26 protein-coding genes are annotated in these 25,797 nt (G+C 59.0%); 9 read left to right on the forward strand and 17 right to left on the reverse strand.

Annotated features, from left to right (window positions below; all coding sequences use genetic code 11):
* The first annotated feature begins 109 nt into the window (after positions 1-109).
* Complete coding sequence (locus O4G74_RS01400) at positions 110-742, forward strand: hypothetical protein (RefSeq protein ID WP_269400884.1); 633 nt, start codon at positions 110-112, stop codon at positions 740-742.
* A 67-nt stretch (positions 743-809) separates the two neighbouring features.
* On the opposite strand, the gene O4G74_RS01405 is transcribed toward O4G74_RS01400, so the two are convergent.
* A complete protein-coding gene (locus O4G74_RS01405) occupies positions 810-1,454 on the reverse strand; it encodes an OmpA family protein (RefSeq protein WP_182482223.1) in 645 nt (214 codons plus the stop codon).
* A gap of 128 nt (positions 1,455-1,582) precedes the next feature.
* On the opposite strand from O4G74_RS01405, the gene O4G74_RS01410 reads away from it, so the two are divergent.
* Entirely contained in the window at positions 1,583-2,251 is a 669-nt protein-coding gene (locus O4G74_RS01410; protein WP_269400885.1) for an SOS response-associated peptidase, read from the forward strand.
* 152 nt (positions 2,252-2,403) lie between these two features.
* Here the strand turns inward: O4G74_RS01410 and O4G74_RS01415 are convergent, their stop codons facing one another.
* The 5 genes from O4G74_RS01415 to O4G74_RS01435 are packed head-to-tail and all read right to left on the reverse strand — an operon-like array spanning position 2,404 to position 6,901.
* The gene (locus O4G74_RS01415) at positions 2,404-3,453 is read right to left on the reverse strand and encodes an alpha/beta hydrolase (RefSeq protein ID WP_269400886.1); all 1,050 of its coding nucleotides are present in this window, start codon (positions 3,451-3,453) and stop codon (positions 2,404-2,406) included.
* A 13-nt stretch (positions 3,454-3,466) separates the two neighbouring features.
* Positions 3,467-4,099 carry a TetR/AcrR family transcriptional regulator gene (locus O4G74_RS01420; RefSeq protein ID WP_269400887.1) on the reverse strand — a complete coding sequence of 211 codons (633 nt, stop codon included), beginning with the start codon at positions 4,097-4,099 and terminating at the stop codon, positions 3,467-3,469.
* A gap of 36 nt (positions 4,100-4,135) precedes the next feature.
* Positions 4,136-4,831, reverse strand: coding sequence for a DUF6498-containing protein (locus O4G74_RS01425; protein ID WP_269400888.1), 696 nt, complete (start codon positions 4,829-4,831; stop codon positions 4,136-4,138).
* A 21-nt stretch (positions 4,832-4,852) separates the two neighbouring features.
* Complete coding sequence (locus O4G74_RS01430; RefSeq protein WP_269400889.1) at positions 4,853-5,539, reverse strand: M23 family metallopeptidase; 687 nt, start codon at positions 5,537-5,539, stop codon at positions 4,853-4,855.
* A 30-nt stretch (positions 5,540-5,569) separates the two neighbouring features.
* Positions 5,570-6,901 carry a flavin-containing monooxygenase gene (locus O4G74_RS01435; RefSeq protein WP_269400890.1) on the reverse strand — a complete coding sequence of 444 codons (1,332 nt, stop codon included), beginning with the start codon at positions 6,899-6,901 and terminating at the stop codon, positions 5,570-5,572.
* 103 nt (positions 6,902-7,004) lie between these two features.
* Between O4G74_RS01435 and O4G74_RS01440 the strand changes: the two genes are divergently transcribed.
* Positions 7,005-7,520, forward strand: coding sequence for a PaaI family thioesterase (locus O4G74_RS01440; RefSeq protein WP_269400891.1), 516 nt, complete (start codon positions 7,005-7,007; stop codon positions 7,518-7,520).
* Complete coding sequence (locus O4G74_RS01445) at positions 7,517-7,936, forward strand: PaaI family thioesterase (RefSeq protein WP_269400892.1); 420 nt, start codon at positions 7,517-7,519, stop codon at positions 7,934-7,936. Before O4G74_RS01440 ends, O4G74_RS01445 begins: the two co-directional genes overlap by 4 nt.
* Here the strand turns inward: O4G74_RS01445 and O4G74_RS01450 are convergent.
* The 6 genes from O4G74_RS01450 to O4G74_RS01475 form a co-directional block, all read right to left on the reverse strand.
* Complete coding sequence (locus tag O4G74_RS01450) at positions 7,901-9,205, reverse strand: MFS transporter (RefSeq protein ID WP_269400893.1); 1,305 nt, start codon at positions 9,203-9,205, stop codon at positions 7,901-7,903. The genes O4G74_RS01445 and O4G74_RS01450 overlap by 36 nt on opposite strands.
* Positions 9,202-10,755: a carbon-nitrogen hydrolase family protein gene (locus O4G74_RS01455; protein WP_269400894.1), complete on the reverse strand. Its 1,554-nt coding sequence runs from the start codon at positions 10,753-10,755 to the stop codon at positions 9,202-9,204. The genes O4G74_RS01450 and O4G74_RS01455 overlap by 4 nt, the downstream gene beginning before the upstream one ends.
* 83 nt (positions 10,756-10,838) lie before the next feature.
* On the reverse strand, positions 10,839-12,680 hold the full coding sequence (gene recQ / locus O4G74_RS01460; protein ID WP_269400895.1) for a DNA helicase RecQ: 1,842 nt from the start codon (positions 12,678-12,680) through the stop codon (positions 10,839-10,841).
* A 69-nt stretch (positions 12,681-12,749) separates the two neighbouring features.
* Positions 12,750-13,406 carry a hypothetical protein gene (locus O4G74_RS01465; RefSeq protein WP_269400896.1) on the reverse strand — a complete coding sequence of 219 codons (657 nt, stop codon included), beginning with the start codon at positions 13,404-13,406 and terminating at the stop codon, positions 12,750-12,752.
* Positions 13,403-14,791: a hypothetical protein gene (locus O4G74_RS01470; RefSeq protein ID WP_269400897.1), complete on the reverse strand. Its 1,389-nt coding sequence runs from the start codon at positions 14,789-14,791 to the stop codon at positions 13,403-13,405. Before O4G74_RS01470 ends, O4G74_RS01465 begins: the two co-directional genes overlap by 4 nt.
* 59 nt (positions 14,792-14,850) lie before the next feature.
* Positions 14,851-15,780 carry a histone deacetylase gene (locus tag O4G74_RS01475; protein WP_269400898.1) on the reverse strand — a complete coding sequence of 310 codons (930 nt, stop codon included), beginning with the start codon at positions 15,778-15,780 and terminating at the stop codon, positions 14,851-14,853.
* A gap of 64 nt (positions 15,781-15,844) precedes the next feature.
* On the opposite strand from O4G74_RS01475, the gene O4G74_RS01480 reads away from it, so the two are divergent.
* Entirely contained in the window at positions 15,845-17,173 is a 1,329-nt protein-coding gene (locus O4G74_RS01480; protein ID WP_269400899.1) for an MATE family efflux transporter, read from the forward strand.
* Here the strand turns inward: O4G74_RS01480 and O4G74_RS01485 are convergent.
* On the reverse strand, positions 17,133-18,308 hold the full coding sequence (locus O4G74_RS01485) for a quinone-dependent dihydroorotate dehydrogenase (protein ID WP_331283516.1): 1,176 nt from the start codon (positions 18,306-18,308) through the stop codon (positions 17,133-17,135). The two genes, O4G74_RS01480 and O4G74_RS01485, sit on opposite strands and share 41 nt — an antisense overlap.
* Before the next feature lie 145 nt (positions 18,309-18,453).
* The gene (locus tag O4G74_RS01490) at positions 18,454-18,804 is read right to left on the reverse strand and encodes a DUF952 domain-containing protein (RefSeq protein ID WP_269400900.1); all 351 of its coding nucleotides are present in this window, start codon (positions 18,802-18,804) and stop codon (positions 18,454-18,456) included.
* A gap of 103 nt (positions 18,805-18,907) precedes the next feature.
* On the opposite strand from O4G74_RS01490, the gene O4G74_RS01495 reads away from it, so the two are divergent.
* Together O4G74_RS01495 and O4G74_RS01500 are read left to right on the forward strand one after the other, a co-directional pair.
* Positions 18,908-19,525 (forward strand): S24 family peptidase, encoded by a 618-nt coding sequence (locus tag O4G74_RS01495; RefSeq protein ID WP_269400901.1) that lies wholly within the window; start codon positions 18,908-18,910, stop codon positions 19,523-19,525.
* A 75-nt stretch (positions 19,526-19,600) separates the two neighbouring features.
* Positions 19,601-20,515 (forward strand): LysR family transcriptional regulator, encoded by a 915-nt coding sequence (locus tag O4G74_RS01500; protein ID WP_269400902.1) that lies wholly within the window; start codon positions 19,601-19,603, stop codon positions 20,513-20,515.
* Positions 20,516-20,732: 217 nt separating this feature from the next.
* Here the strand turns inward: O4G74_RS01500 and O4G74_RS01505 are convergent, their stop codons facing one another.
* Positions 20,733-21,179: a Dps family protein gene (locus O4G74_RS01505; protein ID WP_269400903.1), complete on the reverse strand. Its 447-nt coding sequence runs from the start codon at positions 21,177-21,179 to the stop codon at positions 20,733-20,735.
* 140 nt (positions 21,180-21,319) lie between these two features.
* A complete protein-coding gene (locus O4G74_RS01510) occupies positions 21,320-22,531 on the reverse strand; it encodes a pyridoxal phosphate-dependent aminotransferase (RefSeq protein ID WP_269400904.1) in 1,212 nt (403 codons plus the stop codon).
* Between the two features lie 199 nt (positions 22,532-22,730).
* Here O4G74_RS01510 and uvrC point away from each other — a divergent pair, with 199 nt between their 5' ends.
* Positions 22,731-24,620: an excinuclease ABC subunit UvrC gene (uvrC, locus tag O4G74_RS01515; RefSeq protein ID WP_269400905.1), complete on the forward strand. Its 1,890-nt coding sequence runs from the start codon at positions 22,731-22,733 to the stop codon at positions 24,618-24,620.
* Positions 24,621-24,626: 6 nt separating this feature from the next.
* Complete coding sequence (locus O4G74_RS01520) at positions 24,627-25,259, forward strand: CDP-alcohol phosphatidyltransferase family protein (protein WP_269400906.1); 633 nt, start codon at positions 24,627-24,629, stop codon at positions 25,257-25,259.
* Here the strand turns inward: O4G74_RS01520 and O4G74_RS01525 are convergent.
* A complete protein-coding gene (locus O4G74_RS01525; protein WP_269400907.1) occupies positions 25,250-25,654 on the reverse strand; it encodes an NUDIX domain-containing protein in 405 nt (134 codons plus the stop codon). The two genes, O4G74_RS01520 and O4G74_RS01525, sit on opposite strands and share 10 nt — an antisense overlap.
* Positions 25,655-25,797 lie beyond the last annotated feature (143 nt).

The following is a 25,797-nucleotide window of genomic DNA, read 5'->3' on the forward strand; positions in this document are numbered from 1 at the left end:
AGGCCCTAAAAAAATAATCGCCCGAGCCCGACGCCTTCGTCCGTAGTGTCCTCTATTTCCCTTTAAGGACGATTGTTCCAATAGAAACGCACGCGACGGGGGACTTTTCATGGCCAGACCGGCTGGGGTCAGAAATCAGGACTACGAAAAGAAACGTCTGGCATTGCTGGACGCAATGATCGCTTATGTGGAGCGGGAGGACGTTGTTCAACCTTCGCTCCGTCAACTAGCCATTGCCTCGAATGTGTCCGACATCAACCTCCGACACTATTTCGGGGACCGGCGCGGTGTCGTCATCGCCCTTTTCAAGCATATGCGCGATACGAGCGCCGGTGTACGGGACGTCATGCGGGCGCCAGCGCAGACCGTTAGTGAGGCGGTCGAAAGCTATATCCAACTCGCCTGCAGCGCCGGGACGGACACACCCTTTATCAGACGGCACGTTTTCGCCCTGCGCGAAGCAATCGCAGACACCGAAGTTTACGTCCATTATGTCGAAGAGATCCTTGAGCCTGCCGCCGCCGCGGTTGCAGAAAGCCTGATCGCTTCATGCAACGGTGCGATGACCGAGCCAGCTGCACAGCAGGCAGGGGCTCACATCGTCTTCAACGCCATGTTCCTGGCCATGCAAAGAGCGATGGACCCGACAGATACTGCATCCAGACTGTTCGCTGCAAAGCTGGAACGATTTGGCCGCTGGATGGCGGCGGGCCTTGAAGCCGAGCTTAACGACGCCGCCTGAATGCCGCGCAGAAAAAAGGCCGCAGCATTTCTGCCGCGGCCTCTGGTATGATCGATTGGATTGACGACTAGCTGGTCGTCACAGGCGTCAGCAGCACCTCGACGCGACGGTTCGCTGCGCGACCGGCCTGCGTGTCGTTGCTTGCGATCGGCTGTGTTTCGCCGCGGCCATAAGCCGAGATGCGGACAGCTTCCACGCCGCGGCTCACGAAATAGTTCGCGACCGTGTTTGCACGCTGCTCGGACAGACGCATGTTATAGTCGTCCGGGCCGTCGGCACTTGCGTGACCAACAACATCGACGCGGGTCGATGGATATTCCTGAAGGACGCCAGCAATCTCGTTCAGCGGACCATAAGCGCTGGACTGGAGTTCTGCGCTGTTTACGGCAAAATTGACGCTGGAGTTCGATGGCATTGTAAGTGCGATCTGGTCGCCCTGACGCTCCACCTGGATCTGTGAGTTTGCCGTACGCTCACGAAGCGCGCGTTCCTGGCGGTCCATATAAGTGCCAACGGCACCACCAGCGAGCGCGCCAACGGCTGCACCGATAGCAGCGTTGCGGCCATCATCGCCGCCAGCGAGGGTGCCGAGCGCTGCGCCTGCAAGCGCGCCGCCACCAGCACCGTATGCCTGGTTGGTCGAAAGGCCGGTGCCTTCGCACGCGGTCAGGACGAATGCTGCTGCGGCTGCGCCGATCATCATCTTGTTCATATGATATCTCCTCATGAAGCGTTGCCCCCTGCCTTGTGGAGGAGGTATTTGGTCGAGAACGTTCACTTTGTGACTTCGTTCCAATACGCTTCGATGACATTAGCCTTTCTCGATGAATACAGGACAACATGTGCGGGCGATTTTTTAGACACGGCGTTACATGGTCGGACTTCCATGCCTGGCTGAATCTCATTCCGCCGGATGAAGTTGACCCGCCCGAAGCGACCTACAATGCGGCGCCAGGTTCCTACCAGCCGATCCTGCGAACCGCACATGTCGGCCATGTTGAGCTTGCGCCAGCACTCTGGGGGCTGGTTCCATCCTGGTGGAAGAAGCCGTTGAAGGAAAAAACCTTCACAACCTTCAACGCCAAATCAGAGACAGTGGCGGAAAAGCCGGTTTTCCGCGGGGCTTACCGCCATCACCGATGCCTCGTCCCCGTCAGTGGGTATTATGAATGGACCGGACGGAAAGGTGCGAAGACACCGTTTGCGATCGGACTTCGTAACCGGCGTCATTTCTGTCTTGCCGGACTTTACGATGTTGCCCTGATCGAGGGATCAGAGCTGCACAGTTTCACGGTGCTGACCACGGAAGCGAACGAAGCCACCTCAGGCGTGCATCATCGGATGCCGGTCATCCTGCACCAGTCGGATTTTGCCAGATGGCTGGATGTTCGCGAGAAGGTGGACGACCTGATGGTCCCTTTCCCCTCAGAAGATATGACCGTCTGGCCGGTTCACCCCGATGTCGGAAATGTACGCAACAATCATCCTGATTTGCTCTTGGAACGATAGGCCGCTAGAACCGTCAGTGTGACAGTTTATTAAAGCTTTTCGGACACAAGTGTAACAATGCGTACAATCTATTTCATTTTCGTCAGCCTGCTCACCATCGCTGCGATCGCAGCCTGAGCTGAAAGACCGATGAGGCTCTGCCGCGCTGCGGTCTAGTCTTCGTCTATTTCAATCGTTTTGTAGGCTTCGGCAACGCGCGAAGCGATCTCTGCGCATGCCTTGCGAGCAGCCGGGACAACGCCTGTGAAGGCTGTAAACCCGTGCGCCAGACTGTCATAGCACTTATACTCCACCTTCACGCCCGACTTACGCAGGAGCTGGGCGTACGCCGCACCGTCATCGACGAGCGGATCAAAGCCAGCCGTCGCAATGACTGCAGGAGGCAGCTTTTCCAGATTGGCCTCCCGGGCCGGTGAGAGCCGCACGTCTGCGCGGTCCTGCCCCTCAGGAATATATTGCTCCATGAACCAGCGCATCGTGTCAGCGTCGAGCGGATACGTCTCGCCATAGGTCTGATAGGATGGGAACTCCCGATCAATATCTGTCGCCGGGTAGATAAGAAGCTGCAGGAGCGGCACGGGCTTTCGTTCCCGCACCATTTCCTGTGCGACAATAGCAGAGAAATTGCCGCCCATGCTGTCGCCGCCAACCGTGGCAACGCCGGCGGGCGCGCCATATTTTCGCGCATTGCGCAAGGCCCAGTCATAGGCGTCGATACAGTCTTCGAGGCCTGCGGGAAATTTGTGCTCTGGCGCCAGACGGTAGTCGACTGACAGGACCGGGCATTTCGCCGCCCTGGCGATCATTGTGCAGAACACATGACAGGTCTCGAGGTCGCCGATCACGCCGCCGCCAAAATGGTAATACACCATCATCGGTGCATTTGCGTCCTGATTATCTGGCCGGTAGATGCGCACCGGGATCTGGTGACCATCGCCGCCTGCAATCGCGCTATCTTCCCAGATGACACCAAGCTCCGCTTTGTCTGCAAACATGGCCAAGCCGTCCGCAGAAGCAGCGCGCGCTTCCTGCGGCGACAGGCTGGACATTGCTGGCTGTCTTTTGGCGCCGGTCATCATGAACTGGAAGCGCGGGTCGAGTGTACGCCCGCCAAGCTCCACCGGCTTGCCGCCCGACATTCTGACGAGGAAGCTGTCAGGAAGCTTTAGAAGCAATTTTGCGATCGTGGCCTGCAAGCTCATTGGCGAAATACCTTCAGCTGTTGCGTTTCGATGCCAGCGCCCCCGCCCCGTGCAGGAAAAGCTGCGTCGCAAACTCTGTTGCCCCGCGTGTATCGACCGGGCGCCGCATCAGCATATGATCACCGACCTCACGCGCAATACCAATTGCTGCGGCAGTCAGATAGCCCGAGTCGGCGAGAGAAAGACCTGTCGACTTCGCGACCTGTTCAAGGTCGGCTCGAATTTCCTCGAAGACGGCCTGCATCTCCGGTGTATCAACGCGTACGCCGATCATCGCCGCATGAGGGGCGCCGTGCCGGAGCGCCTCTTCATTCTCCTCATTCAGGAAATCGAAGTAGGCGCTGTAGGCTTCCAGAAGATAGGCCTGCAGAGAGGAGGCGTTTTCTCGGATAGAGGCAAGGCGCGGGCGAAAGCGTCGGACGCCCTCATCCGCAAGCGCCTCGAAGACTTCTTCCTTGGACTTGAAGTAGTTGTAGAACGTGCCCGCCGCGAGATCCGTCTCGCGAATGATGTCCCGGACGGTCGTCGCCTCAGCGCCAAGCCGCGCAAATACCTGCCGGGCTGCCTCTAGGATCGCCTGCCGGTTGGCAGCCTTGGTCCTTGCTCGCTTGCCCTGCCCCTGTGCCGGTCGCGCCGCTGCCACCATGAAAAGCCCCTGAATCTGTAACAGTTTTAGCAGTGATCAGATTGGTGACGCTTCGTCAACTTTGCTATTCGCGGAGGCTGTGATTTCCTGCTGGCGCTGGACAGATTGCACGGCGCCCCATGCCGCCCTGAGCAGAATGAGAGCAAGTACGCCGACAAATGGCTCACCAAGAAAGACGAGCAGGCCAAAGCCCGCAAACAGTGCGACGTGCAAGACGATGATCCGTCCATAGGGCTTTCCCATTTCAGAGATCAGGTCGGTTTCGCGATACTCGCCGCGAAAGAGGAAATCCCGCACGAAAAGGAATAGCTGGAGCGCGAGGATAGCCCCAAGAAACCAGCCCACACCCTCCCCAGTCGACATTGCATAGCGGATGAGCCCGAACGGGCTGATTTCAAATACTCCGCTGTCTTCACCGGAAATCTCCGCGAAAGCCATGAGGAAGATGCCGTGCACGAAGCAGAACATTCCATAGTGGAAAGTAAAGAAGGCCCCGAAGGCGAGCGCCGCGACGGTCGCAGACACGCCGTTAGTGGCAGCAGCAGCCAACATGCGAAGCAGGGTGATGACGCCGATAGTAAGGTTTTCGAGCCAGTACAGCATTACCAGAGCCGCAGCGCCCCAGCCGAGCTGAAAGAGGGCAATGATCGGGAAGAGGTCGACAGCGAGAATGAGCCATGAAACAGGATCGCGATAAGCCTGCACAAGCGCGGCAGGTTTCAGCCGTTGCATGGTTGGGCCCCCGTCCCTCTATCAGTACGCAGCGCTTTGCGTCAGATAGGCTGGGAAAGAAAGAGGATTATGCGCGGTCAGGCCGCTCGGGTAGCTACCGGTCAGCACTTCGAAATGAAGGTGAATACCCGTGCTGCGGCCCGTCGTGCCCATTATGCCCAGCGGCTGTCCAAATCCGATGACCTCCCCGGCTTCGATACCCGCCTCAATGTTTGCAAGATGCGCATAGCGGGTGAAAACGCCCTGCCCGTGGTCAATCAGTATCGTGTTTCCGAAGCTTGGACTGCGCTTTGCTTCGCGAATGGTTCCGGGCGCCGCGGAATAGACCATGCCTGCCGGGCGCGAACGCACGTCGAGGCCCTTATGGGTCCGTCCCATACGGTGACCAAAACCCGACGTCATGCAGGCGTTATTGGTCGGCACGGATGCGATGACGACCTTACCCTCCACCAGCACGATTGGATTGAAGTTAAGGACGCGGAAGTCGGCGTCATACTCGAACGCGTTCGTAATCGTGCTATTTGGACAGAGAAACAGGTCCGCATCGGGCTGGAATGGCCCCTGTTCCGCACTGACGCTGGCCGTTGTTGTAATCGCACTCGGCGGTGCCACGCGAGCATCCATCGGATACGAAACCGGCGCAGGATTCGTGCTACAGGCTGTCGCCAGCACTAGTCCTGCAAGGCATGCGAGCATGGTGCGCAGCATGTGAGCCATCCATCAGGTCAGTCACCCAGGTCAGGCGGTGGCTTTTGCGCGCTTCCGCCCTCGCTCTATCTCTTTCATGAGATCCTTTACGTAAGCGTTAAAGTCGACCTGCATGGTGTGGCGCGGCGCATCGTAGAAGTGGCCGAGATGGAATTGCTCATCCTCTTCGATGGTCTCTTTCATCTGGTCTTCTGGCGGAAACTCATACTCACCGGCGATTTTCGCTGCGCAGAGTTTTGATTGTTGCTCAGCGAAATTCACCAACGTTGGCAGCGGCTGTGCAAGTCCGAGGAAAAAGAGGTTGTCCATGCCGGGCCGGACCATGCGCTTGAAAAGTGGGAACCTGTTCTCGACAGGTTTCAGCCGCTCATCGTCGAAGAAGGGGAAGCTGACATTGTAGCCGGTCGCCCAGACGATCGCGTCAATCTTCTCGCGCGAGCCATCCTTGAAGATGACGCCATCGCCATCAAGCTTCTCGATACCACCTTTCGGTGTGATGTCGCCGCATCCGACACGTGTGAGGAACTCGCCTGACACCGACGGGTGGCCGTCCAGCGGCTCATGATCCGGCTTGGGCAGGCCATAGTCTTCCATATTGCCAACACGCTTCTTGATCGATGCGCGTGCAAGCTTCCGTCCAAGCTTGGACGGCATCCATGAAGGAAGGACGGCTTTGTCTGCAGGCTGGCCATTCATGTATTTCGGCAGCACCCAGACCCCCCGGCGCATGGAGATAAAGAGCTTCTCAGAGATCGGGCGCTGGGAAAGCTCCGACGAGATATCCATGGCCGAATTGCCACCGCCAACAACCATGACGCGCTTGCCGCGGAAGTCGTAAGGCTCGAATGGGTCGCGATAGTAATGAGAGTGGACCTGGTAGCCGTTGAACTCGCCCGGATATTCTGGCGTACGTGCATCCCAGTGGTGGCCGTTTGCCACGAAGAGCCACTGATAGGTTCGCGTTTCACCGGTTGAGAGCGTCACATCCCAGTCGCCATCGGAGCGCCTCTCGGCCTTCTCGACGGCGGTGTTGAAGGTGATCGTTTCCCGCAGGCCGAAATGGTCGACATAGTCGTGGAAATACTGGAGCAGCTGGGCGTGATGCGGGAAATCCGGCCAGTCCTCCGGCACAGGATAATCCTCAAAGGCGAGGCGCCACTTTGACGTATCGATGTGGAGGCTCTGATAGCAGGAGGACAGCCCGTTCGGATTGCGATAGTACCAATTGCCGCCGATATTGTCCGACATCTCAAAACAGTCATAGGCAATGCCATAATCCTTCAGACGCTTTGCCATCGTAAAGCCTGAGCAGCCCGCGCCGATGATGCAGGCCTTGCCGTTTGATCGTCCGTCGAATGCCATTTTTTCCTCCCGCAGCGTCACTCATTTGTGTTCGCTTTTCACGATGGTATCGACCTAGGATGCAGCGTCAATTTTCACGTCGCGGCAACAGCGAGGGGCCCAGATGAGCGAAGAGAACGAGCGTCAGGACATGATGCTCAAACTGATGCAGCAGAACGCCCGCCGGATCATGTCGACGGTCCCCTGGGCACAGGCGCTTGGGTTTGAATTGACGGGCATCGAGAAAGGCCGCGCCTTCGCCAAGGTCGGCTGGCGCGAAGACCTGGTTGGCGACCCGGATACAGGTGTCATCTATGGGGGCGTTCTGACCGCACTCCTCGACAATCTGAGCGGCGTCTGCATCAACACAGCGCTCAAAAAGCCGATGTCGATGGCGACGCTTGACCTTCGCATCGACTATATGCGCCCGGCTGACAAGGGCCGCGATATTCTGGCTGAGGCCGAATGCTACCATATCACCCGGAATGTGGCGTTCACCCATGCCTGGGCGTATCATGAGAGCCGCGACAAGGTGATTGCGACGGCCGCAGGGACATTCGCTCTGAATGACATCGGTCGCTGGGCAAGCGGGAACGCTGCAATGGACATTGCGAACAAGATGCTGGGAGGCGAGAAATGAGCCCCCGCGCTGCACAGCTACAGGCTTTCCTCGACCGCACGCCCTTCGCCCGCTTCATCGGGATGGAGTTTGAAACAAATGGCGACCAACTGATCGCCAGACTGCCCTTTCGGAAAAAATTTATCGGAAATGGGGCGATCAACGCCCTTCATGGTGGCGCAACGGGTGCCTTTCTGGAACTGACTGCTGTTGCACAGGTCTATCTCCAGTCCGATCTGCAACGCCCGCCAAAACCAATCAATCTGACGATTGATTATCTGCGGAGCGCCAAGGGCGAAGACCTCTATGCCCGCGCCATCGTCCACAAGCTCGGCCGGCGGATGGCAAGCGTGCGCGCCGAAGCGTGGCAGGGCGATGATCCAGAAAAGATCGTCACGGCGCTACAGGCGCATTTCCTGGTCGCTGAGGATGGATGACGTTTCCAGCTCGCGATTGAGACGCACGGAGAAAGCATAGAAGCCAAGCGCACCAGCGCTGAGCGCTACACACGCTGCAAACGCTGCCTCATAACCGCCCGCACCACGAAGCCAGGCGAGTTGTCCGGCCCCGATGCTAGTGCCGAAATTTAGAAGCGCCATGAAGATCGAGAATTGCGTTGCCGCCACGCTGCCACGCGACTGTCCCATAGCGATCGCATAGGTGCAGACGGACATCAGCACGAACAGGACACTGTAGGCGAGCAGATAAGCAAAGTAGAAGCCTTCAGCCTGCCACAAGAAAATCGCGACTGCATTGAGAAGAGCCATACCGATGAGAGCCCCACCGAGAGCGCGCAGGGGGCCTATCTTGTCCGCTAGCCAGCCTGATACGAATACGCCAAACAGGCCCCCCAAAAGATCGGCCGTGGCGTCCCTGTCGGTGAATAGCCCCCGATCCCACTCAAGCTCCTCAACGGCGAGCGTCGGTGAGAATGCGGTTTTCAGTCCATAGGCAAGAAAAGCAACCAGGATGCCCGCGGCGAGAGCGAGACTTGCAGGGCGCTTCATTGCGTTAAAGACGCCAGCGACAAGCGGACGCCAGCGTTGAACCTGTACAGATTGCGTATGAGTGGATGCCTGCCCTTCGCTCCAGGGCATCAATTTTTCTCCAGCGCGTTCCCGTAGGAGCAGAGGAAGCAGCATGACGATTGCAACGAAAACTGCCGTGACGATGGCGGCCAGAGCGTGACCTTCATCACTGATCAGACGACCGGTCAGAAACGCAAAACCCGCCGTGCCAAGCGTCTTGCCGCCCCACATCAAGCCATTTGCCGTGGCGCGTTCTTCTTTGCCCAGTATGTCGATGGCCATCCCGTCGATAGCAACATCCTGAAAGGCGCCAGCAAAGTTGACGGCGAAGCCCGCCACCGCAAACCAGTACAGCGCCTCAGTCGGCTCTTCGAGACCGGCAAACCAGACAAGGCTTCCGATCAGGATGAGCTGGGCGAAGATCAGCCATGGCCGTTTTCGCCCCATGGGCGCCCAGGTGACGCGGTCCATCAGGATGCCGTTGAAGAGCTTGAAGCTCCACGGCAGCAGGATGATTGCGATATAGCCCGCAATTGCGTCCGCGCTGACGCCTTGCGCCGCAAACCATGCGGGTATTGCTATGTAAAGTAATCCTTCCGGCGCCCCTTGAGCGGCATAAAGCAACATCAGGCTGCCCAGCCGGAGCGGCTTGTTCTCGCTCAGCGCCGGAAGTTTCAACCGCCATCCTTCCAGGCGACACGGTAGAGATCAAACCGGCGGTCGCGGAGGTTCCGGACAGTCCCTTCAGACCGCGCGAAATTCAGGTCGTTGAGGTCGAGGTCTGCCATGACAACCGCCTCGACATTCTCCGCGATCTCTGCGGCGATGCCTTCACGCGCGAACGGATAGTCGCACGGCGTCAGGATCGCAGACTGCGCGTAGTTGATGTCCATATTCTCGACATTGGGCAGATTGCCCGTACAGCCTGAGGTCACGACGTAGAGCTGGTTCTCGATACAACGCGCATGGCAGCAATAGCGCACGCGCAGATAGCCCTGGCGGCTATCAGTACAGAACGGCGTAAACAGGATGCGCGCGCCTTCGTCCGTCAGGCGACGGGCAAGCTCCGGAAACTCTGAATCGTAACAGATGAGCACGCCAATCGGCCCGCAATCGGTCGGGATGACATCGACACTGTCGCCGCCCTTGATGTTCCACCAATGGCGCTCGTCCGGCGTCGGGTGGATTTTCTCCTGCGCATGGACAGAACCATTGCGAAGAAAGACATAGGCGACGTTCTGAATATCGCCGTCATCGGTACGGGTCGGGTGAGAACCGCCAATGATGTTGATGTTGTAGGAAATGGCGAGCTCTCGCATCTCCTCAACGAAGCGGGGTGTGTAACGGGTCAGCGCCTCAATGGACTCTGCAGGGCTCAACTTTCGTTTCTCAAACGCCAGAAGCTGGAGTGTGAACAGTTCAGGGAAGACAACGAAATCGGCCCGTCGGTCAGAGCAGACATCGACGAAGTACTCGACGTTGCTCATGAATTCTTCAAAGCTTTTCACCGCCCGCATCTGGACCTGCACGGTCGCGACACGCACCCGCTCCTTTACGGCGTAGGAGACCTTGTTGGCAGGCTTTACTTCGACCGCGTAAGGGTTTCGCCAGACCATATGGGTGGCGTGACCCCCGCTATCGGTGTCTTCTTCGAGGTAATTGCGCAGGACGCCGATCGGCTCGAATCCGGCACGCAGATGATAGCGGATGACGGGGTCCGTAATTTTCTGCGCCTTGACCGCTTCGACGTAGTCTTCAGGGTTCGGATACTGTTTGCGCTTGCGCTTCCAGCCGGGCATCCGCCCGCCGAAGACAATACCCTGCAGTTCCCAGTCCTCACAGAGTTTCTGGCGCGCATTGTAAAGGCGCTGGCCAATACGCGTGCGACGAATTTCCGGGTCGACGCAGACCTCCATGCCGTAGAGCCAGTCGCCTTCCGGGTCGTGGCGCGCCGCATAGCCGTTACCGGTTATCTCGATCCAGTCGTGCGGCTTTAGCGCCAGATCCGCAGACACAATGAAGCTCGCGGCATAGCCGACGACTTCACCATCATACTCGACAAGGAACTGACCTTCAGTGAAAGAGGATATCTGCCCGCGCAGCATGCCCGGCGTGTATCCATCAGCTGGCCGTCCATACACTTTCAGAACGAGCGCGGCGATGGCTGGCACGTCATCGAGCGTTGCATTCCTGACGACCACAGACGCCTTGGTTCTTTCGCTGGACATTTGCCCCCCTAGTAGAATTGGATGCCCCAAACCTAAACAGTGCAGGCGCAGCGGCAAGAGATGTATGACGGCAGACGCCTGCTCTAGGCGGCTTCAGCGACGATCCTTGCGATATCATCGGCGTAGCGCCCAGCCTTCTTCTCCCCAACGCCGCTGATGTTGCGAAGTTCGTCGCCCGACGCAGGCCGTTCAGCCGCGATCGCCGCCAGCGTCCGATCATGGAAAATGACGTAAGGCGGTACGCCCTTGGCTTTTGCCGTTTCGAGCCGCCAGTGTCGCAGCGCCTCGAAGAGCGACTGGTCGCGCGCGGAGAGGTCATGCACAACCGCTGCGGCGAGGCCTGATCGTTTGCGTGCGGTCTTTCGCTGACTCGGATCAGTGCGCAGCCAAACTTCCCGGTTCCCCTTGAAGAGAGCACGGGCGGCTTCCTGATCCGGCACGGCGAGGACCGGCCGCATCGCATCACCGGTTTCAGCGAGGAGCCCCGAGAACAGAAGCTCGTCGAAGACGGCGTTCCAGCCCTGCTTCGACAGGTCCATTCCAATTCCGTACGTGGATAGCTGCGCCAGGTCTTCATCAAAACCGTCGCGGGCCGAACCGGTGAGGTGGATGATGAGGCGGCCACGCCCGATGCGTTGACCGCAGCGGATGACAGCAGAGACCGCCATCTGCGCAAAGCGTGTCGCATCGAAGCCATCGCCCGGCTCGCGCTGACAATTATCGCACTCTCCGCATGGCGCGACATTCGCCTCGCCGAAATACCGCCTGACGGCTCCGCGACGACACTCCGTTCCATTCAGGAACGCGAACAATTGCCGCGTCTTCGTCAGCTGGACACGTTTGACCTCTTCGGCAGCATCGCTTTCGACCGTCCAGCTGATCGAGCGGCGCATATCGGCCGGGCCAAACAGCGCGAAGGCCTCGGCAGGTTTTCCATCGCGCCCGGCACGCCCAACCTCCTGCCAGTAGGCTTCCAGCGTCTTTGGCGGGTCAGCATGGATGACAAAGCGCACGTCAGGCTTGTCGACACCCATGCCGAAGGCGACGGTGGCGCACATGACGATGCCGTCCTCAAGCAGGAAGCGGCGCTGGCGCTCTGCTCGCACTTCCGGGTCGAGACCGGCATGATAGGCCAGCGCAGAGAGGCCTGCCCGCTCCAGGCTTTCAGCCAGCGTCTCTGTCGCATCGCGCGTTGCCGCATAGACGATGCCGCTTTCGCCGGAATGCGCCTTTACGAGAGACGCCACGCGGTCTGCACGCTTCCCCGCTTTCGGTTCTGCGCCAAGCGTCAGGTTCGGGCGGTCGAAACTTGCGACATGGACCTGCGGTGAGGTGAGGTCGAGTTCATGCAGGATATCATCGCGCGTGCGCTCATCGGCTGTCGCCGTCACGGCGATACGCGGCACGCCGGGGAAAAGCTGTTTCAGGCGGCTGAGAGCGCGGTAGTCCGGGCGGAAGTCGTGGCCCCACTGGCTGACGCAGTGCGCCTCATCAATGGCAATCACCGAAACGCCCAAGCGCGCCAGCACGCCCGCGAGACCGGTGCCGAGCGCTTCTGGCGAAACGTAGAGCATATCCATCTCACCGCGCCGCGCCGCTTCGAGGGCGGCCTGTTTGTCTTCAGGCGCCATGGACGAATCCAGCCGCTCTGCCCGCACACCAAGTGCCTTCAGCGCATCGACCTGATCAGCCATCAGCGCGATGAGCGGTGAGACGACGAGGCCGACGCCGTCACGCAATATGGCCGGGATCTGGTAGCAGAGCGACTTGCCGCCGCCTGTCGGCAGGACCGCCAGCGTATCACGGCCCGCCATCACATCAGCAATGACATCAGCCTGCAGCCCCCGAAAAGCGTCATAGCCATACACCCGCTTCAACAGGGAAAGCGGCGTCTCTGATGCGATTTCGGAATTTGTGACGGACATCCCCTATCCTTCGCGGGAGTCGGGGCCATTCATCAATATGGAAGCGTCAGCCAGCGGCGCTTTGCGCACCTAGAACATGTATTCCAGCAGCCGGTCGCGGGAGTTCGCATGCACCCATGTACCGCCAGCATCCTCAACCAATGCCTCCCAGGCTTCGAGGCGCTCGAAATAGGCATTCGGGTCCGACGCGTCGCGGTCAGAACGCGTGACGTTCGTGACGATCACCGTAATGCCTTCGAGGTCTAGCTCCAGGCCACTGGTGTCGCAATCGGGGGAAACGTCCTCAACAAGATCGGAGACGAGCACGATGTAGCGGCTCGCCTGATCGGATTGCTCCAGCTCAGCCGCTGCATAGCGCAACCCGCCCCTGATGTCGGTCCAGCCCGTCGGCTGGACTGTCTCTGCATAGGCTTCCAGGTTTCCAAAAACGGCCTGCTTGGCATAGGCCGCCTCGCTGGGCGTACCCGGCAAGGTGCGGCGAACGACCAGACTGCTATCAGAAAAGCTGCACGAGCCGATCTCGCCAAAGGCAAACATGTCGTTCGAGTTAAGCTTCGAGGTCAGAAGCTTGGCTGTGACCACCGCATCAGGCACTTCGCGTACATATGTGCCCGACGCGTCCACCAGCATGAAGACAGCCTTGGAATTGGACGTCACGGCGCCGCAGGCGGCCACGCCAGCAAGGATAAGTCCGGCGGTCAGCGTCTTGAAAGTCTTGATAATCATGTTGCTCCAGAAGCTTGCTTCTTGCGGGCCGGACCACGCAATCGCCTGAACATTCTTTCTATCGTCAGCGGCAGGAAAATCAGCAAGTCGTAGACCCGCAGTACGAAGAGACCGATCGCCTTCAGCACGGTCGCCACGATCGCAAAGACAAAGGCCAGGAAGATCGTGATCTGGTGCATGACCAGGCGGAGGATAAGAATGAAATTCTGCACCACCGTCTCCAGCGGGATCGCTGCGACAGCAAGGAGCCAGGGGATCAGGATGGCCAGTACCATCTGTCCGATCATGGTGAGTGAGATGCCGCCCGGCTCTCCGCCTGCTTCGGTAGGCAACTCGCCCAGCGCCCGGCGCGTGGTTTCCTGATCAATGCCGATCAGGACTTCGCGCTGGATGGCGAGAATGGCCTCGAAGAAGGAGAATGCGGCAAGAAACGCAAAGGCTGCATAGAGCAGTACGCGCTTATGTATGCGCGGCAGGGTCGAGATAAGCGTAATCTTGGTAATGCCCGCGGCATCCATGAGGACGATACCCGCGACCGCTTCCAGGAAAATGACAACAAGGGCCGCCGCTGTCGGCAGGCCAACGCCCATCACCTGGAGGTCATCGCCGACGATTTCCGCCATAGGACGCTGGATCAGGAAGAAGTTCAGGAAAACGCCAGTCAGCGCCACCGTCATGACGAGCAGTGAGAGCAGCCACGGGATCAGGATGGACTGGCGCTGGGCTGCGTCGCGGCGCCGCTCATAGTCGGGATGGATGCACTCTTCGAAGGTCGCAAGGTCCTTGTTGATCTGTTTCGAGGAGCGGCTGAGTTCGTTCGAGATTGAACGCAGGCGGGTGATATTCTCCGCCATTGGCTTCAGCTCTGAGCGAAGAGCATTAATGTGCGGACGAAGCGGGGCGAGCTCTTCCTTTACGGCGCGGCGGACGTCCGAAGCTGCGCTAGAGAGCTTTGCGCGGCTCTGCCCCTGCCCTCTGGCCTGAATGCTGTCCTGCACCTCCCTGAGCGTGCGCTCATCAAGGTCCACTGCGCGGAAAGCTTCAAGCGTTTCTGAAAGGTCGGACTGGTTCGTATCCAGCTTGTCGACAATGCCGCTGATCCGCCGGTCAATTTCCGGCGCGCGCTTTTCCAGCTTCATCTCCTGGCTGACCAGCCGCTGCTCTAGTGTCTCGGCCGTATGCGAGGCAACCAGCTCAATATACTGTCGATAGATATTGTTGCCGGCATTCTCTAGGCGCCTTGCAACATCGCGCAGCACATAGGCAAGACCAAAGAATACTCCGCGAAACAGGCCGTGCAGATAAGGTCGCCCAACATACAGAAGCAGGATTATTCCCGCCACTACCAGCCAGAGTTGCCAGTCAGTCCATGCCAGCCCAAACATCCTTGCAGGCTCTCCAGTCTGATTGCTTCGCAGTATTGCCTGTTAACAGTCGTTAAGGATTATTGAGGCGAAGAAAAGGCAGTTCGCCCCTGAGGCGCAGTTGCGGCTGCCAGTGCATCTACCATGAAACTGTGCCTTCGAGCGACTGCGCGAGCGTCTTTTTCGTAGCCACCGCCGAGCACTCCCACGATCGGGACGCCGTTTCGGATGCAGGTTTCAGCAACTCTCCGGTCTCTCTCGCGCAAGCCTTCATCGCTGAGCGAAAGAAGTCCCAAGCGGTCTTTCTCATGAGGATCAACGCCTGCATTGTAGAAGACCAGACCTGGCTTGGACTGGCTAAAAACGCTTTTAAGGAAACGGTCCAGCGCCTGCAGATAATCACTGTCGGTAGCGCCCTTAGAAAGTCCGACATCCAGGTCTGAAGGCGGCTTGATACGCGGCCAGTTGTCGTCGCAATGCAACGACGCCGTGAAGACGCGATCATCGCTGGCAAAGATGCTGGCGGTCCCGTCTCCGTGATGCACGTCGCAATCGATAACGGCGACCTTCTGGCATAGCCCCTCTTCAAGAGCGACCCGCGCAGCGACGGCGACATCGTTGAAGACGCAGAAGCCTGCCCCGCCTTCATAGCTCGCATGATGGCTGCCGCCTGCGAGGTTCACCGCAGCGCCATGCTCGACGGCGAGCCGGGCCGCAAGGCAGGTGCCGCCGACAGATGCGCGCGTTCTCGCGGCGATGGCTGGCGTCATCTCGAAACCGATCTTTCGCGCTGTTCTCGCATCTACCGAAGAGGTCAGCACCGCGGTCACGTAGGATGGGTCATGCGCAAGATGCAGCCAGTGCTCTGGCGCATGGGCGGGGACGGCAAATGTCTCTCCCCTCGCGCGAAGGAGATCGGCGAGCAGCGAGTATTTGCGCATAGGGAAGCGATGGCTGTCCGGCACGCTTTCAGCGTCATAATCATGGTGGTGAACGATCGGCAGCGCCATGAAGGGTGAAATGTCGGCAGGCCGCTGATTGTCAAGCAGCGGCCAGCGCCATAAGCCGCTTGCCATGTCAGATGCCGTCCTTACCCGCTCACAGGTCGTTGCGCTTGCCGTTCCAGTGATGCTGGCACAGGCGGCGACCGCATCGACCGGTATCGTCGATACGGCCGTGATGGGCCTCTACGGCACCAAGTTCGACCTCGGCGCAGTCGGCGTTGCCGCTGTGGTGATGAACTTCCTCTATTGGGCGTTTGGCTTCCTGCGCATGTCGACGACAGGGCTGACCGCGCAAGCAGCAGGCGGCGGCGACCGGCTTGAAGCGCAAACTGTGCTGCAACGCGCCCTCCTGCTCGGCGGGGCACTCGGTCTTGCCATTCTCATCCTGTCACCGCTTCTGAAGCTCGCCGTCTTTCAGCCTTTCGAGGCGAGCCCTGAGGTGAAGTCGCTCGCCCGGGACTATTTCGACGCGCGCGTCTGGGGCGCACCCGCCGTACTGATGGGCTATGCGATTACGGGCTGGCTACTCGGCACAGGAAAGACTGGCCAGTTGCTGGTCTTCCAGATCGTCATGAATGGCACCAATGCGGCGCTCGATATCTGGTTCGTGGCAGGCCTTGGCTGGGGCCCAGCCGGAATTGGCGCAGGTACAGCCATCGCCGAATGGGTCGCGCTCGCTTTCGGACTGATCCTCGTGCGCAAGGGCTTCTCCCGTTCCGGCAAGCTGTTTGACCAGGAGCGGCTGGCCGCGCTTATCAATGCCAATCGCGATATCCTCATCCGGACGCTGGCACTACTCTTCTGCTTTGCCTGGTTCGTGAATTCAGGCGCGAGCCTCGGCACCGCGACGCTGGCTGGCAATGAAGTCCTTCTCCAGTTCGTATCGGTGTCGGCCTTTGTTCTGGATGGCTTTGCTTTCGTCGCTGAGAAGGAAATTGGAGAAGCCTATGGCGCACGCAGTCGCGCGCGGCTGATGCGCGCCATGCGCCTGACGAGCGAGATCGCGCTCGCTTGCGCGGTATTAATCACGCTCGCCTATTTCTTTGGCGGGGGCTGGATCATCGAGAATTTCGTGGCAGATGCAGACGCACGCGCCGTTGCGCTGACTTTTCTGCCTTACTGCGCCGCCGTACCGTTGATCGGTCTTGCCTGCTGGCAGCTCGATGGCTTCTTCGTCGGCGCGACGCAGGGCAAGGCGTTGCGAAATGCAGGTGTGGTGGCCGCTATTCTCTATGTCGGCACGGACATGCTTCTTAAAGACCAGTTCGGCAACTCAGGCGTCTGGATCGCCTTCCTCACCATGTATGTCTGGCGGGCAGGCGCGCTCGGTTTCTACCTGCCATCGATGATCAGAAAGATCAGCGAAAGTCAGCCCCGACAGCCTGCTCAACAGACGTAAAGCCGTCAGCGTAGAGCCGTTCGGCAAGGTCGCGGTTGATCTCTGCGACGAGGCCCGGCCCGTGATAGACGAGCGCTGAATAGAGCTGGACCGCATGAGCGCCTGCGCGGATCTTTGCATAGGCGTCAGCCCCGCTTGCAATACCGCCCGCGCCAATCAGGTCGAACTCACCCTTCAGCTCACGGGAAAAGACGCGCAGCACCTCTGTCGACAGGTCGAAAAGCGGCGCACCGGATAACCCGCCGGTCTCTGATTTGTGTTCACTTTGCAGCGTGTCAGGCCGCTCCAGCGTCGTGTTCGAGACGATGAGGCCGGACAGCCAGCGCCCCGACCCCCGCACAACGGCGATAATATCGTGGATCGTCCTGTCATCGAGATCTGGCGCGACCTTCAGGAATGCCGGTTTGCGGCCTTTGCCCTCGGTTTCAGTCGCCTCATGCGCCCGGTCCATCGCCTCGCCGCAGCGGGTGAGAAGCTCTTCCAGCGCACCCTTGTCCTGAAGGCCGCGGAGGCCCGGCGTGTTGGGCGACGAGATGTTGATCGTGATGTATTGTGCGTGCGGATAGACCGCTTCAATCCCGGTCTCATAGTCGCCGATCCGGTCTTCGCTGTCCTTGTTCGCGCCGACATTCGCCCCTATCGGCACCCGCGCGTTTTTCGCCTTTTTTAAGTTGGAAACAAACTTTTCAAGGCCATCGCTGGGAAACCCCATACGATTGATTACGCCTTTGTCTTCTTTCAACCGGAAGACCCTAGGCTTAGGGTTTCCTGTCTGAGCTTTTGGCGTAACCGTCCCGCATTCAGCGAAACCAAATCCAAATTTATGGGTATGAGCTGCCACTCGAGCATTTTTATCGAAACCTGCCGCCAACCCAACAGGAGATTTTAAGCGTAGGCCCGATTTGGGAAGTGAGTATTCGAGCAAATCGGCTTGGCTAGACGCAGGTATAACTGGCCCGGTAGTCCGGAATAGCTTCAATGCGAAGTCATGCGCCTGCTCCGCGTCCATCATTCTTAATGCTTGAGTCGAAAATCCCGCCATCTTTGATGCGGCAGCAAAAGAAATTGAGGAGATTCGTTTACCACCACGAATCGACGTATATTTGAGGTTCTTACGTGTAAGCGTGCCTGCCATCTTGTATCCTTGATGTGATTTGTGCTGCAGGTCAAAGGCGGTTCAATTGCGGGACTTGCAGACAATCCGCACCATCGTCGGAAGGTGGCAGCGGATATAGTATTTGACCGAGATGTTCAACCTACGAACACACGACGGTCTATGGCTAGCGCAGATCCTCTGGCAGGACTGGACTTCCCTGATCATTGGTCTCCAGCGTCCACTGGCGCTGCGCCGCGGAAAGCCGCAGCGTGCCATAGAGGTGCGGGAAGAGATCACCGCCGCGCGATTCTTCCCATTTCACATCGCCGCCGAGCTTTTCCGCTGAGAACTCATAAAGGCGAACGCCGTGCTGGCCCGCATAGTGGAGCCGCAGGGTCTCTGCGACCTGGTCTTTCGACGAAAGGTGGACATAGCCATCGCGCGCATCGAGGTCGGTATCACTATGACCGAGCTTTCGGGCGCGCTCATCATCCTGGGCGCTGAGGATTTTGTAGACAGGTGTATCGAGCATCATGCGGGCGTTCATACAGGCTTTAGGCCGGCCGGAAAAGCGCCAGACTTGCTAGGTTTATTTTCCCATGATAGGAAAATGACAGAGATTATGGAGACTAAGGATCATGCGCCACGGCGACGTCTGGAAAGGCATTGATCTTCTGGCCGAGAAAAACGGTCTCAGCACGTCGGGCCTTGCCCGTCAGGCCGGTCTCGACCCGACAAGCTTCAACCCGTCGAAACGTCAGGCCCGCGATGGGCGCCCGCGCTGGCCATCGACCGAAAGCATCTCCCGCGCGCTTGATGCCGTCGGGGCCGGGATGGATGATTTCGCTGCGCTCATCGAAGGGCGCCGTGGGGCGACAGCGCCCCTGATTGGCCTTGCGCAGGCTGGCGCTGACGGCTTTTTCGATGATGGCGGATTCCCGATCGGCGGGGGGTGGGATGAGGTTCGCTTTCCCGGCCTTGGCGGCGAGCCTGTCTATGCGCTCGAGATTACGGGCGACAGTATGGAGCCAGCCTATCGCGAGGGAGACCGTATCGTCGTGTCCCCGGGCGCACAGGTTCGAAAAGGTGACCGGGTCGTCGCGAAGACGCAGGATGGCGAGGTGATGGCCAAGGTGCTCGGCCGCCAGACAGAGACCCAGGTCGAGCTCATATCCCTCAATCCAGACCATCCAGTACGGACGCTGAAACCGTCACAAATCAGCTGGATCGCACGCATTCTGTGGGTCAGTCAGTAACCCCTCCATCGTTCGCATATGCAGCACACAATACGCTTGCCCTGACGACAGTGCACGTGTCATCCAAAAGACCTGATGGACTGGGATAAGCTCAAATCTTTCCACGCTGCAGCAGAAGCTGGCAGCCTGACAGCCGCGGGCGAACGCCTCGGCATTTCGCAGTCGGCTGTCTCGCGCCAGATCTCTGCGCTTGAGGAACAGCTCGGTGTCTCGCTGTTCCAGCGGCATGCACGCGGGCTGGTCCTCACGGACTCAGGACATACGCTTCATCGCTCCACCATGGACATGGCGTCTGCAGCCCAGACAGCCAATGCGGCGCTTCGCGACCAGCAGGATGTGGCGCAGGGGGACCTGGTTGTGACAGCGCCCGTCGCCTTCGGGTCGACCTGGCTGGTCCCGCGCCTTGGCAATTTTCTCAGCGCCAATACCGGGATGCGGATCGATCTGCGTCTTGATGATGGCGAAACGTATGACCTCCTGAAGCTGGAGGCGGAATGCGCCATTCGTCTCTGGGCGGCTGACAAGTCTGACCTGATCCAGCGCAAGCTCGGCACGGTTGCAACTAATCTCTATGCTTCCCCGGAATATCTGAAGGCGCATGGTACGCCGCGCACACCGCAGGATCTCGATAATCACCGGATCATTGGCTACGGCACAGAGAATACGCCGCTGGACGCGATGAGCTGGGCCCAGCGGGTTGGCCGAGATGATACATTGCCGCGCAAGGCAACGCTGCAGGTGCGAAACGTGCCAGCCATGCTTCGCGCCGTGGAAGCAGGCATCGGGATCGCTGACCTTCCAGACTATATGGTAAGTGCGGTGCCGAAGCTGGTGCGCGTGCTACCAGACCATACCGGGCCGACCTTCGACCTGTTCTTTATCTATCCAAGCGACCTCAAGCGATCGAAGCGAATCGCCGTGTTCAGGGACTTCCTGACGGCCGAAGTAGACGCGATCAAACGCGAGAACCTGCAACTTCGCGCAAGCTGACCCAAGGACACATGCAGGAATGCATGTCTTCAATACTGAAACGGGTGTTTTCTTTCGCACTCGCAGCATCTAGCTGACGCGCATGCCTTGGTTCCGGCTTCAGCCAATCTCCTCCGATTGTGCGTTTCCTCCCTCCAAGTAGGAACCGATACTTAGAGCCCGGCGCGATCACTCGCAGCCGGGCTTTTTTTCTTTGATGAATTGGATTGAGTGTCTGTTAGATGCTGGCGCGCAACATCCATGCGGCCTTCTCGGAAATCGCAGCCCTCTGCGTCAGCAGATCCACCGTGACGATATCGCCGCTGGCTTCAGCGGCTTCGACACCGGCGCGCGCAACTTCGGCTAGCGTTTCGTGCCCGCGGACGAGATTGTTGATCATGTCCTCGGAGTCCGGAACGCCATTGTCCGGCTTGATGGTTGCGGTGGACAGCATCTCCTCCGTGGAGCCGGGCGCAAACTGGCCAAGTGATCTCAGCCGCTCCGCAAGCTCATCAAGCGCCGTCCAGAGCTCAGTGTATTGCTGCATGAAAAGCTCGTGCAGAGATTTGAAGCGCGGTCCCGTCACGTTCCAGTGATAGCCATGCGTTTTAAAGTACAGCGCATAGGTTTCACCCAGCGCATTACGAAGCGCTTCGACCGATGCTTTTCTATCCGTATTACTCATCCCGATACCTCCCGACGTGTCTCAACGTCTTTAGTGATTGCTGATGGTACTAAAATGGGAACGGGCAGGCGAGCAAACAAATCGGATTTAGACGCCCCAGCCATAGAACTTTCCAATGGCTGATGCGTGATAGGGGGTGCCTATTTCAGCGCCTCGCAGAAGCGCTTGATCCGCTTCATCGCTTCCTCCAGCGCTTCAGTCGAGGTCGCGTAGGAAATCCGGAAAGCTGGCGACAGGCCAAACGCTTCGCCAAACACGACGGCCACCTGCTCTTCTTCAAGGAGCGCGGTCGCGAAATCCTTGTCGGAGCTGATCAGCGCGCCCTTCGGCGATGACTTGCCGATAACGCCGGAACAGCTTGGATAGACATAGAACGCACCTTCCGGCGTCGCGCAGGACAGCCCTTCGCAAGCGTTCAGCGCATCGACAACCATGTCCCGGCGCGATTTGAAGACCTTGTTGCGCTCGGCCAGGAAGCTGTGATCGCCGTTCAGGGCCGCAACGCTCGCCCACTGGCTGATGGAGCATGGGTTTGAGGTCGACTGCGACATGATTTTCCGCATCGTCGCGATCAGCTTCTCCGGGCCGCCAGCATAGCCGATCCGCCAACCGGTCATCGCATAGGCCTTTGACACGCCGTTCACGGTCAGCGTGCGATCATAGAGCTTCGGCTCGACCTGCGCGATCGTGAAATACTCAAAGCCGTCATAGACAAGGTGCTCATACATATCGTCCGTCATCACCCAGACCTGGGGATGCTTCAGGAGCACATCGGCGAGCGCGCGCAGCTCATCCTTTGTGTAGGCCGCACCTGTCGGGTTCGACGGCGAATTCAGCACCAGCCACTTCGTCTTTGGCGTGATCGCCTGCTCGAGCGCTTCAGGTGAAAGCTTGTAATTGGAGTTCGGGCCACACTGCACGAAAACTGGATCGCCGCCAGCAAGGCGCGCCATCTCAGGATAGCTCACCCAGTAAGGCGCTGGCACGATAACTTCGTCGCCGGGGTTCAGCGTCGCCATGAAGGCATTGTAAAGCACGGCCTTGCCACCCGGCGAGACGTTGATCTGGGCCGGCGTGTACTCAAGACCATTGTCGCGCTTGAACTTCGCGCAGATGGCCTCTTTCAGCTCGGGGATACCGTCTGCCGGCGTATATTTGGTCTTGCCGTCATTGATCGCCTTGATCGCGGCTTCTTTCACATGCTCAGGCGTGTCAAAATCCGGTTCACCGGCACCAAGGCCAATGACATCGATGCCCTGGCGCTTCATTTCGTTCGCTTTGGTCGTGACAGCGATCGTTGCTGAAGGCTGGACACGCTCTACGGCGCGGCTAAGGGCGATTTCGGTTGCCATGTGATCGAACTCCTTTGGAAGGCGTGGGTCTGCATATGTCGGCCACACGCCCGGCACAAGCGGGCGCGAGGCTCTGAAGTCAAAGAATTGGGCCCGCACCGCCTGATTGCAAATGCAGCTTTCCCAAACAGCAACCGCAGCACGCCTGACAGTGACCCAACTAGGCGGCAGGCACGGCTGCTATTAGGTTAGCTCCAGCATGTCAGACACTTCTTCCAACAAACCGGCCCGGCGCGGCGTCGATGTCATCAAGGACAATCTGAAACGCCTGCCCTCAAAGCCCGGCGTCTACCGCATGTTCGGCACAAAGGATGAAGTGCTCTACGTCGGCAAGGCCCGCAATTTGAAGGCGCGTGTGTCGAACTATTCCCGGCTCGGCGGTCACACGCAGCGCATCGCGGCGATGATCGCGCTGACCGCCCGGATGGAGTTTGTTGTCACCGAGACAGAGACCGAGGCCCTGCTGCTGGAAGCGAGCCTCATCAAGTCACTGAAGCCGCGCTTCAATATCCTGCTGCGCGATGACAAATCCTTCCCTTACATCCTGATCCGACGCGATCATGACTATCCGCAGATCCTGAAATATCGCGGCTCCAAACAGGACAGGGGCGACTATTTCGGACCCTTCGCCAGCGCCAATGCGGTGACCCGCACCCTCGACACACTGCAGAAGGCCTTCCTGCTACGAACCTGCGAGGACAGCGTCTTCTCCCAGCGCACCCGGCCCTGCATGTTGCACCAGATCAAGCGTTGCTCTGCCCCCTGCGTCGATCTCGTCAGCGAGAAGTCGTACACCAAGCTTGCCGATCAGGCGGCTGACTTCCTGAAAGGCAAGGCCACCGACCTTCAGGCTGACCTTGCCAGCGAGATGGAAGCGGCCGCCGAGAATATGGAGTTCGAGCGCGCGGCAAGCCTGCGAGACCGCATCCGGGCACTGGCAGTCGTCCGTGCGCAGCAGGACATCAATCCGGACGGGATCGAGGAAGCAGATATCTTCGCCATCGCCATGGAAGGCGGACAGTCGGCCGTGCAGGTGTTCTTTATCCGCGCCGGGCAGAACTGGGGCGCGACCATCCACTTCCCTCGTCACGAGAAGGAAGAGACCGCGCCAGAAATTCTCTCCGCGTTCCTCGTCCAGTTCTATGACAAGCGCCCTCCGCCAAAGCTGGTCCTGACCAATCAGGCACCCGACCAGGGTGAGCTGATCGCCGAAGCTCTTGAGCTGAAGTCGAACCGCAAGGTCGAAATCCGCACACCCCAGCGCGGTGACAAGCGTGAGCTCGTCGCGCAAGCAACGCGCAATGCGGCCGAAGCCCTTTCGCGCAAACTGGCTGAAACCGCGAGCCAGCAACGCCTGCTCAAGGATCTCGCAAAAACGTTCGACCTGCAGGGTGAGCCGAAACGAGTTGAGGTCTACGATAACAGCCACATCCAGGGCTCAAATGCCGTCGGCGGTATGGTGGTTGCCGGGCCTGAAGGCTTCATCAAGGGCCAGTATCGAAAGTTCAACATCAAGGACACATCGCTGGAACCGGCCGATGATTACGGCATGATGCGGGAAGTCATGCGCCGGCGCTTCAAGCGCCTGCTCAAGGAAGCCGACGAGCAGAAGGTCGCTATTTCAGAGCTGGAAACCTATCCGGACCTCGTCCTCATCGACGGGGGCCTCGGCCAGCTAAGCGCCGTGACCGAGACTCTGACGGAACTTGGCCTCAGCACTGACGATGTGACGCTTGTTTCCATTGCGAAAGGGCCCGACCGTAATGCGGGGCGCGAGAAATTTTTCCGCCCCGGCAAGGCACCTTTTCAACTGCCGCCTGACACGCCCGTGCTTTACTATCTACAGCGCTTGCGCGACGAAGCGCACCGCTGGGCCATTGGCGCACACCGTGCCAAGCGCTCTGCCGACATAAAATCCTCCCCGCTGGATGAGATTGAAGGGATCGGCCCGTCCCGCAAAAAAGCACTTTTGCATCACTTCGGGTCGGCAAAAGGCGTGTCACGTGCGAAGCTGGTTGATCTTGAAAGCGTTGAGGGAATCAATCGCTCACTCGCTGAACGCATCTATGGCCATTTCAATGGCGGTTAGGACAGCATGACTTTGAAATGGCTGCCAAATGCCCTGACGATCGCACGCTGTATTCTGGCGATCGTTGTCGGTTACACCATTCTGGACTTCGACAGGAATCTGCGCGCCGGTGATGGCGCCGGCCTCATGGCCTTTCTGCCATTCGCACTCTTCTCCTTCGTGGCACTGACGGACTGGCTCGACGGTTGGCTTGCCCGGAAACTGAACGCTGAATCGGCTTTCGGCGCACGGCTTGACCCCATCGGCGACAAGCTGCTGTCAGCGTCCACCCTGCTGGCGCTCTCCTTTATCGAAAATTGGGCCTGGTACATAACCTTACCCACGCTCGCCATTGTCAGCCGCGACGTGCTTATCACCGCCATGCGCGAAGCGATGGGCAACCCGGGCACGATGAAAGTGTCGAACAGCGCCAAGATGAAGACCGCGCTGGTGCTGGGCGGCATTGCGCTGGTCCTGCTCGGTATGGCGATTAGTGCCATCACATCTGACGCTGATACCTATTCGCCAAACTGGGTTCTGTCTCGCGGCACGCTGCTGGCAGGTCTCGTCATGGTATGGGTTGCCGCAGTCCTCGCCGTGATGACGGCTGTGGAGTATGTGAAGGGCCTGACCGCATCAGACGACGACCCTCACCAATAGCCGTCATTCGGTCCGTCCGCGAAGATTTCAGCGACGCGCCGCTGCGTCGCCGGCGTCGTATCAGTTGGCAGGGCATGTGGGTCTGCCCAGACGATCTCTGATATCTCCCCAACACTTGTCGCCTCCCCGCCCACCCATTCGCCGGGGCGCAAGTGATAGAAGACGACATGGTCGTTCGGAAAGACCGCCTCATTCGAATAGATACCGACAAGGCGCGGCACGCCGGTCAGCTCGACACCGCCTTCTTCCTTTAGCTCACGAAGCAATGAAACGCTGGCAATCTCGCCTTTCTCCACGCCCCCGCCTGGCAGATAGAGCCCCTTGGTATAGGTATGGCGCACCAGCAGGACCTTGCCGTCAGACCGCTCCACCAGAGCGCGAACACCAAGTGTCATTGGACGCCTGAACCGGAACCACGCCTGAAAGATCCGCTGTCTTATACGCGTCATAACTGGACCCAATCTATGAAAACGCCCCTCGCCAAACGGGCTAACACAGTCTAGTTAGCGCAACGAACGACGAATTCGGAGCTAAAGAC

Source organism: Henriciella marina (assembly GCF_027213945.1).
GTDB classification, from domain to species: domain Bacteria; phylum Pseudomonadota; class Alphaproteobacteria; order Caulobacterales; family Hyphomonadaceae; genus Henriciella; species Henriciella marina_A.